The following is a 7,608-nucleotide window of genomic DNA, read 5'->3' on the forward strand; positions in this document are numbered from 1 at the left end:
AACAACTCCAGCGCTGGACCCACCGCCGCGACCGTCTCCCCGACACCTACCAAGCCATCGCCGCCCTCGTCTCCGACCGCAACATCACCGACTGAACAAGCTCCTGAACAGGGCAGACACGTCCCACCCGCTATCACGCACCAACTCGTTAGGCATAGACCTTCCTGAGTGATCGGGCCCTTTGCCGTGGGTACAAGTGCCATCGTAGGGACATGACCGGACCGGTTCTGGCCGCGCTGATCACTGCAGCAGTGGCACTCGTCGTCAGCATCGTGAGCACCAGGACTGCCATTCACGTGTCCCGTGCATCCAGGAAAGCAGTCATGGACGCTGCTCGACGCACTGATCAACGCGACGCCTACGCGGGACTCATCAAGGCGGTCAGTGAATACCGCAGGAAAACCTTCCAGCTGGTACAGCTGGCCGCTGAGATTGACTCGCGGCAAGCGAGCATTTTGGCTGGAGAGCAGCCGCGCTTGAGCAGCGAGGAAGCGTTCGAAAGACGAAAGAAGATTGAAGAAGCTGAAGACTATCTGCCAGTGGCCGAAGCTGCCGCGATTGTCGAACTCGTGGGGCCTGACAGCCTTGTTGATGCAGCTAAGGATCTCACCGCCCACACGTATATGCTCTCGATGGCCCTCTCGTTCGCCGGGTACCTTTTGATTGAAGAGGACGGGACGCAGAGCACGCCGGACGCGGCGCGCCCCTGGAACGCCTATCGGCAGATCGATGACGCGATTCAGGAGTTCGTAAAGATTGCCCGCCAACACCTGGAATCTGCCTACCGCTGAGATTGCGGGGTGCACCGGTGCAGGCTCCGTCAGCCCTACATCGTGGAGCCCGTCCACGGCCTGGGCCAGCTCTCCAGCAGACCCGGATCAGATCCTCCCGTCTCCACGATCATGTCCAGCCGATCGCACCAGATCGCCCACAACGAGCGAGCCGAAGCCGTACTCGAAGAGACCTCCCACCGCGCGCCCGCCAGCAGAGCAGCCAAAGCCGCCGGCCCGCAGATGGAGCCGTCCCGTGCCAGAACGGACCTCAACACCTCGAACGTCAAATCACCATTCCTGGGTTTGATCCTGCTGCTCAGAACCCATCACCCCATCCGAAAGCGACGTTGTATGCACGCTGGAGCGCGTGTCGCCCATGGTCCCCGTCGGCGTAGGCACACGTGAGGACTGCGGAGAACCATGGCAGAAAGAGTCCGCCTGGTACGTCCAGAGCGTTCATCCTGCGCCGTCCGAAGAAAGGGCTTGAACGCGCAGGCGACCGCTGCCCCCAGCCGTCCTCAGCCTCGATCTGCCGTCTCATTCGCCGGCGTGGAGACAGTCGTCGAGGAGGGCGTGCATGCGGGAGGTGGTCAGGGCGGGGTTGGTGGCGGCCCCTTGCGCGGTGCGCGGGTCACTCAGGAGGGTCTCCAGGATGTGTGGCGGAAGGCCCGGGTTGGCGGAGGCAGCCCGGCGCACGTGGTCGTCGGGGTCGTGGACCGGGGGAGTGGCGAGGGCGGGGTCGGCGGCGGCCAGGACGCGCACTTCGGGGGCCGGGTCGTCGATGAGGTGGGCCAGTCCGGTGGTGGGGAAGTGCGGCAGGGTGAGCAGGTGCGGGCGGTGGGAGGGGCGGGTGAGGAAGACGTCCAGGAGCAGCTGCGAGGGTGCGTGGGGGTGGTAGCAGGCCAGCCGGATCCTCACCTGCTCGTCCGTGTCCTGGGCCAGTTGCGTCACGAGAGGGCCGGGCAGGGCGGGCCAGCGTGCCGCCGCCCGGCGCAGTACGGGTTCCTGCGATGCGGCGCAGGCCGCGTACCAGTCGGATGAGGGCCGGCGGGCGGGTTCGGTGAACGGGCACGTGCAGTTGGCACCGTGCTCGGTGGCATCGAGAAGCGTCTCGTACTCCACCCAGGTACCGCAGAAACTGCGCAGGCGTGCGCACAGCCGTACCTTCTCGTCCGCGTCGGCTGCCAGGACGGGGATCAGGTCCGGCTCAAGGTCGGGCCGCAGGGCGATGCGTGCGCGGATCCAGGCGTCAGGGTGGTGCGCGAGGCGCGCGAGCGCGGACGCTGGGGCGTGCGGGTTGTGGGTCAGCTCCTCTTCCCAGCCGTCCGCGAAGCACTGCTCGACCAGCGCCTGGGACAGGGCGTACGAGCGGTAGATGAACGCGCGGTTGCGCGGCCGGTAGGACGACAGCCGCGCCTCGACGCGCTCAGGGTCCAGTGTCCAGCTGTGCTCCCGGGCCGCCTCGCGCACCGCAGGGTCGGGGTCATCCAGCAGCCGCACCCGCTCCTGGGGTGTGAGCTTCTCCCAGTGCCAGGTGGCGCGGATGCGTAGTTCGGGTTGTTCACGCCCGGCCAGGGACGCTTCGAAGACTGGCGTATGGTGCCGGGACGCGGCGAGTTCGCCGAGGATGTCGTTGATGGAGAGGATGCCGTCCTCGGCCGGTTCCTTGGCGGTCAGCAGGGCGATCAGGATGTCATCGGGGAGCGGCCGGATCCGCCGCAGCATCTGCGGCCCCCAGTCCAGGGTCGAGTCGTTGCCGCGGGCGAGATAGGCGCGGACCAGGCTTGAACGGTCCGTGGCCAGCGGGATGAGCCGCATCGGGTCGATGTGCAGGTTGCGGGCGAGCGCGCCGCGCACGGCCACAGCAGGGTGGGACAGGGCCGCGTCGATCACCGCATCAGGCAGCGCCCGTTCCTGGCACATCTCCAGGCCTATCTCACCGCCCTGGTCCAGCAGGCGTATCAGGAGGTCGGAGGGCGCCGCCGGGTTGAAGGCGAGGCCACGCAGCCACAGTTCACGCAGAGAGTCCACCACCGCACCATCCTGCCACCACACCACAACCCAGGCTCCTCGCCGACCCCACCGACAGCAACCCCCGCTCGCAGAACCAGACCCGCCCGCTCTGCCCCGCAGGCTCCGGGCCGGACCCGCTGCCGTACGGCCCGCGATCCCGACGCGTACGGCCGGGCCAGCAGGCCAGGGACGCTCCTGACTCCCCGGGGCGACCCTCTCCTCCTCTGGGACACGGCCAGGGAGCGCTACTGCTCCAGCTGACCCAGGATCTCGCTGCGCGCCGCGTCCGAGCCGACGACCAGCTGCGTGGTCCGCGGATCGGACTCTTCCCGTACGGTGACATGCCCCACCGGCCGGACGGCCGGACCGGCGTCCGGCGCCTGGTACCGGATGATCATCGCGTTGCTGCTGCAGGCGATCGACGCCCGCTCGCCGGGCGTTCCCGAGCCCGCGCCCCGAGCCGAACTGTAGGGCCCCGCAGGGTAGTCGGAGCTGCCCTCGGACCCGGTGGTCGGCCACGCCGAGCGCAGGTTGAGCGAGGCGTGCCTGACGTCGGCGGCGTCCACGACCATGACCCCGCAGGAACCGCCCTGCACATAGGCGATGATCCGCTTGCCGCCCCTGGTCACCTCCCCCAGAGCGTGCGGCGCGGCAGAGGTCGAAGACTCTTCCATGTCGGCGAACACGTCACCGCTGACGTGGACGGGCTCGAGCTGGGCAACACGCGTGTACGTCACCTGTGCCGCACTGTGCGCGTCGTCATCTCCCTTGCCGCTCGCGCAGGCTGTGCCGGAGATCGCCAGGACGGCCCCGACCGCTGCCCAGCGATAACTCAACCTCGCCATGTGGCCATCTCCCCTCTGCCTTCTACTTTCTGTGACGCGGGCGTTGACTGACTCACTCTTTCAAAGCCGTTGCGTCGCGATGCGATCACCTTGCACATCCAGGATCACCACGTTTCGCGCGACACCGACGTCCCCGTGGTCGCCGTCCCACCACCGGCTGAAATCGCCCGCGAGCGCTCTGGCACGGGCGACGTCTTCGGGGTTGGAGTAACTGGTGACGAGTTCGACGTCAAAGTCGACCTCGGTCAACTGGACCGTGAACAACCGCGCCGCGCTCCGCGCGGCCGCACCGGCGCCATGGCCCTCCGCCCAGGTACGAAAGCCCCTGAGCACGTGCTCGTCCTCCGACCGTTTCGCCACTGGCCCGGTCGGAGGCGTGCTCTTGGCGTTCGCCACGCCGGCGAGGCAGCCCCGCACCCAGGCACCACGGTCGCCTGCGGCCTCAGCACCTGCCGCAAGAGCCCTACGCGTACAGCCGCCCCACACCGTCTCCCGGACCGCCGCGCCCTTGCCTGAGCTGTCGTAGATCGCCTTTCCACGGGCGTATCCGGCCTCGTACGCGGCAACGTGGACGGGCTCGATCGCTCCTGGGCCAGCGGTACAGCCCCCGAGCCCGAGAAGTGCCATGACGCCCGCACCGAACCAACGCCCCAAGGTTGGACGCACCTTTCGCTCCGTTTCATATCGTCATGCGCGGATCAACACTGCCCTTGGCCCTCGCCGGCCCCGGCGCCGACCACGCCGTCGCCAGGGAGCAGGACGCCGCAGGCGAGCTGCTCGGCCATGCGACGCAGCCGCTCCACGTGTCGGGGGCCGGCGGCCATGGACGTACCCCTCGCCGATCAGCGCTGCCCGAGAGAGGCGTCTGCCCCAACGCCGCCAATGATCGAGAGTCCGAGTCACGCACCACCGGCCGGCTCCCGGGGAAGGGAGGCTGCCTAGCAGGAGAGTTCACCCTTGTTCGTCAAGGAAGTCCTCCGCCACCCGATGCACCCCCGGGTGCCCGGTGCGCCAGTCGTCAGAGGCCAGGGCCAGGCCCATCAACGCCTTCCAGAACACCTGCACGGCCACCACGTCGACCTTCTCCCGGCCCAGCTCCTGCAACAACGACTTCGACGCGCTGGGCGCGACCTGCTCCATGCTGTGCGAGATCGCGGGCGCGCTGCCGGCCCGCAACCGCTCGTGCGACACGTCACCGGCTGTCCCGTCGCGCAAGGCCTCGCACCGCGACAGCACCCAACCGGTCACCGCCTCGACCACCGCCACAGTGGGCGCCCCCGCCTCTTCATGAACTGACCGTATGCCCACCAGCCGCCGCCGGGAGCAAGCCGCGGCGTGAATGACCGATTCCGCGCCCCCGGTTCCGGCCGCTGCCGTGCCTGCGCCCCCAGCAGCGCCCGCACCAGGCCGACCTGGCCTGTCCCACGGCGAAGCCCAGGACATCAGCCGCACCGGCCGGGCAACGGACACGACACCCGGTGCGGCGCTCAGCGTGACCTGGCGTGGGCGCTGATGCCGACCAGTACGTCCCCGACCGTCTGCCAGCCCCGGGCCTGCGCGAAGAGGCCGTCCAGGGGCCGCTCCATCTCCAGGAACGAGGCCTGGACGGTCAACGCCTCGCTGGTGGAACCCAGACCATTCACCAGCCGCGCCGGTGCGGGTCCCGCGCGGAGATCACGGTGGCCGGGGAGCCGGGTGTCTGGGCACCATGGCCCCATGGACACCCGCATCACCCTGGTCCTCGGCGACATCACCCGCCAGCACGCCGACGCGCTCGTCAACGCAGCGAACTCCTCCCTGCTGGGCGGAGGCGGCGTCGACGGCGCGATCCACCGCCGGGGCGGCCCCGAGATCCTCGCCGCCTGCCGCGCGCTGCGCGCCTCCCACTACGGCAAAGGACTGCCCGCCGGCCGTGCGGTCGCCACCACCGCCGGCCGCCTCGACGCCCGCTGGGTCATCCACACGGTCGGCCCGGTACACAGCGCCGAGGAGGACCGCTCCGCGCTGCTCGCCTCCTGCTACCGCACGTCACTGGCCGTGGCAGCGGAGCTGGAGGCGCGTACCGTCGCGTTCCCCGCGATCTCGACGGGCATCTTCCGCTGGCCCCTGGACGACGCCGCCCGCCTCGCGGTCCGCACCGTGAGGGAACAAGCCACACCGCCGGTCGAGGAGGTGCGCTTCGTGCTGTTCGACGAGGACGCCTACGGTGCGTTCACGCGGGCACTCGCCGCAGGATGACCGGGCACCCGGGGCACACACGGGCATCGGCGCGGGGCGTGGCCGTAGACATCGATTCTTTCGGCGGTTCGCGAGCCAACTGTGCAGGGATACTGCTGTGGTGCTGTTGAGGTGGATTGCTGAGGTGGCGGACGAGCCTCTGGTGCTGGAGCCGACTGACCGACGGATGGAGTGGGCGACCAACTCCTGGTCGCTGGGTGCGGATGACGGGGACAGGAATTTGTTGTCCGTGGCCGAGGTGGTGGCTGCCTTCGAGCGGACTGCCGCTGCCATTCAGGAACGCATTCGCGATCTGGGCTTCTCCGGGGTGGCGACGTTCTACGTGTGGCACGACAGGCAAGCAGGGCAGCTCCGGTGCTCGACTGCTTCTGTGCCCCCGGATGCGTTGCCATTCGGCGGTACCTACGTGGCTTCCGACGACCTCGGTCCGGTCGTCGAGGGATTTCTGGCAGCCGGCGAGCCCGGCTTCATCGCCTGGTCGGACCTGGAGGACGCACAGAACTTCTCGGAGCAGATCGTGACCGAGCCAGGGATCAGTCCTTTCGTTGTCTGGGTCAGCAGTGTCGAAGCCTCACGCTGACTGGTGATCCCGAGGAGAACGCGCAGGAACTGCTCGTCCGTGACCGTCAGCAAGATGAGCTGCAACACCAGCGTGATCAGGCGCCACTGCGGGTGGTTTCAGCGGCTGGACCTGTCCTGCCGCCCCTTCAGGCCAGGTTCCCGTTCGGGTCGAGGACGGGCCAGCTCGGGTCGTCCAGTCCCCATGTGGTGCGTCCTGCGTCACCACCAATGCCCCCCGTGCACCCTACGGGGCCCCGGCCGCGATATCCCGATCGCACGGGCCCGCTATCGCCTTCACCAGGGGCGTTGACGTCACTGTGGGCGTGTCACAAGCGTGTCCCGAAGCAGGGAGGGATGTAGTCGCGGCCCGGACCCGGACTCTAGCGTCGGATCATGGAACACAGACCGACACCCGTGCCCGTGGCATTCTCCTCTCCGGGGCAGACCGCAGTCCTGGTGATCTTCGGGATGTTCACCGCACTGTTCGGCATCGCCTGTGTCGCAAGCCCCGAACCGGGACCGGTCGGCAAAGTCCTCTCCTTGCTCGTGATCGCGGGAGGCCTGTTCTTCGTGTTCCGTGGCGTGCGCTGGGGAGTTCGGGTCAGTCCGCAGGGCATCAGAGAGCGGGCCATGGGCCGCATGCGCACCCACGCCTGGTGCGACATCAGACGCATCGAGCTGGGCCGCTCCTCGGGAACCGTCACTGTCAGCGCCGCACGGCTGGAGTTCACCGACGGCCGTGAAGCATCACTGGACGGCAGCCTCGAGTACGGGACGGCGGCCGCCCGTCAGAAGATCGCCGCCCTGCAGTACCACCACGTCCAGCACATCCGCTCCTGCACCGCGTGCACGGCGCGCGAGGCGGAGACCGACGTCTCGACGCTTCCATGAGCTTGCCGTTCAGCCTGCGGTATCCACCGGAGCAGGTTCCGTCGCGGTGACGAGGGTGACATGAGCGGTCCATGACCCGGGATCCTGCGCAGGATTCCAGAGCAACTCTACGTCGCTGTCGTGGAGGGTGCGCGCGATCTCCGTCACCACCCGAGTCGCTGCAGCTTGCGCATCTCCCGGTTCGGTGGTGTCCGGCACATCAAGACGTCCGCACAGCATGCCGCCCTCCACGGTGAGGACGCTGTAGCGCCAGCCCTGCGGTGTCGCCAGCAGGACGATCCCCTTCG

Annotated in this window: 10 protein-coding genes; 4 read left to right on the top strand and 6 right to left on the bottom strand. The window is 68.5% G+C overall.

Annotated elements, in window-relative coordinates:
• Nucleotides 1-212: 212 nt before the first annotated feature.
• Nucleotides 213-791, top strand: a complete 579-nt coding sequence (locus tag ABT160_RS45845) for a hypothetical protein (RefSeq protein ID WP_351656057.1) — start codon at nt 213-215, stop codon at nt 789-791.
• A 519-nt stretch (nt 792-1,310) separates the two neighbouring features.
• Here ABT160_RS45845 and ABT160_RS45850 read toward each other — a convergent pair.
• The 5 genes from ABT160_RS45850 to ABT160_RS45870 form a co-directional block, all read right to left on the bottom strand.
• Nucleotides 1,311-2,807: a hypothetical protein gene (locus ABT160_RS45850; protein WP_351656059.1), complete on the bottom strand. Its 1,497-nt coding sequence runs from the start codon at nt 2,805-2,807 to the stop codon at nt 1,311-1,313.
• Nucleotides 2,808-3,031: 224 nt separating this feature from the next.
• A complete protein-coding gene (locus ABT160_RS45855) occupies nt 3,032-3,631 on the bottom strand; it encodes a hypothetical protein (protein ID WP_351656061.1) in 600 nt (199 codons plus the stop codon).
• A gap of 60 nt (nt 3,632-3,691) precedes the next feature.
• Nucleotides 3,692-4,027: a hypothetical protein gene (locus ABT160_RS45860; protein ID WP_351656064.1), complete on the bottom strand. Its 336-nt coding sequence runs from the start codon at nt 4,025-4,027 to the stop codon at nt 3,692-3,694.
• A gap of 555 nt (nt 4,028-4,582) precedes the next feature.
• Nucleotides 4,583-4,897: a hypothetical protein gene (locus ABT160_RS45865; RefSeq protein WP_351656066.1), complete on the bottom strand. Its 315-nt coding sequence runs from the start codon at nt 4,895-4,897 to the stop codon at nt 4,583-4,585.
• 221 nt (nt 4,898-5,118) lie between these two features.
• The gene (locus ABT160_RS45870) at nt 5,119-5,274 is read right to left on the bottom strand and encodes a hypothetical protein (protein WP_351656068.1); all 156 of its coding nucleotides are present in this window, start codon (nt 5,272-5,274) and stop codon (nt 5,119-5,121) included.
• 73 nt (nt 5,275-5,347) lie between these two features.
• Here ABT160_RS45870 and ABT160_RS45875 point away from each other — a divergent pair, with 73 nt between their 5' ends.
• The 3 genes from ABT160_RS45875 to ABT160_RS45885 all read left to right on the top strand — a co-directional run bounded on the left by ABT160_RS45875 (nt 5,348) and on the right by ABT160_RS45885 (nt 7,321).
• The gene (locus ABT160_RS45875) at nt 5,348-5,869 is read left to right on the top strand and encodes an O-acetyl-ADP-ribose deacetylase (RefSeq protein WP_351656070.1); all 522 of its coding nucleotides are present in this window, start codon (nt 5,348-5,350) and stop codon (nt 5,867-5,869) included.
• Between the two features lie 97 nt (nt 5,870-5,966).
• On the top strand, nt 5,967-6,449 hold the full coding sequence (locus ABT160_RS45880) for a hypothetical protein (protein ID WP_351656072.1): 483 nt from the start codon (nt 5,967-5,969) through the stop codon (nt 6,447-6,449).
• 449 nt (nt 6,450-6,898) lie between these two features.
• Nucleotides 6,899-7,321, top strand: a complete 423-nt coding sequence (locus ABT160_RS45885) for a PH domain-containing protein (protein ID WP_351656075.1) — start codon at nt 6,899-6,901, stop codon at nt 7,319-7,321.
• Between the two features lie 9 nt (nt 7,322-7,330).
• On the opposite strand, the gene ABT160_RS45890 is transcribed toward ABT160_RS45885, so the two are convergent.
• On the bottom strand, nt 7,331-7,608 hold a 278-nt coding region (locus ABT160_RS45890), incomplete at its 5' end, for a hypothetical protein (protein WP_351656076.1).

Source organism: Streptomyces sp. NPDC001941 (genome assembly GCF_040296945.1).
In the GTDB taxonomy this organism is placed as follows: domain Bacteria; phylum Actinomycetota; class Actinomycetes; order Streptomycetales; family Streptomycetaceae; genus Streptomyces.

Excerpts from the sequence above, each read along its gene's own strand:
- ABT160_RS45875 (WP_351656070.1), top strand. The coding sequence starts at position 5,348 with ATGGACACCCGCATCACCCTGGTCCTCGGCGACATCACCCGCCAGCAC.
- ABT160_RS45885 (WP_351656075.1), top strand. The coding sequence starts at position 6,899 with ATGTTCACCGCACTGTTCGGCATCGCCTGTGTCGCAAGCCCCGAACCG.
- ABT160_RS45845 (WP_351656057.1), top strand. The coding sequence starts at position 213 with ATGACCGGACCGGTTCTGGCCGCGCTGATCACTGCAGCAGTGGCACTC.
- ABT160_RS45855 (WP_351656061.1), bottom strand. The coding sequence starts at position 3,631 with ATGGCGAGGTTGAGTTATCGCTGGGCAGCGGTCGGGGCCGTCCTGGCG.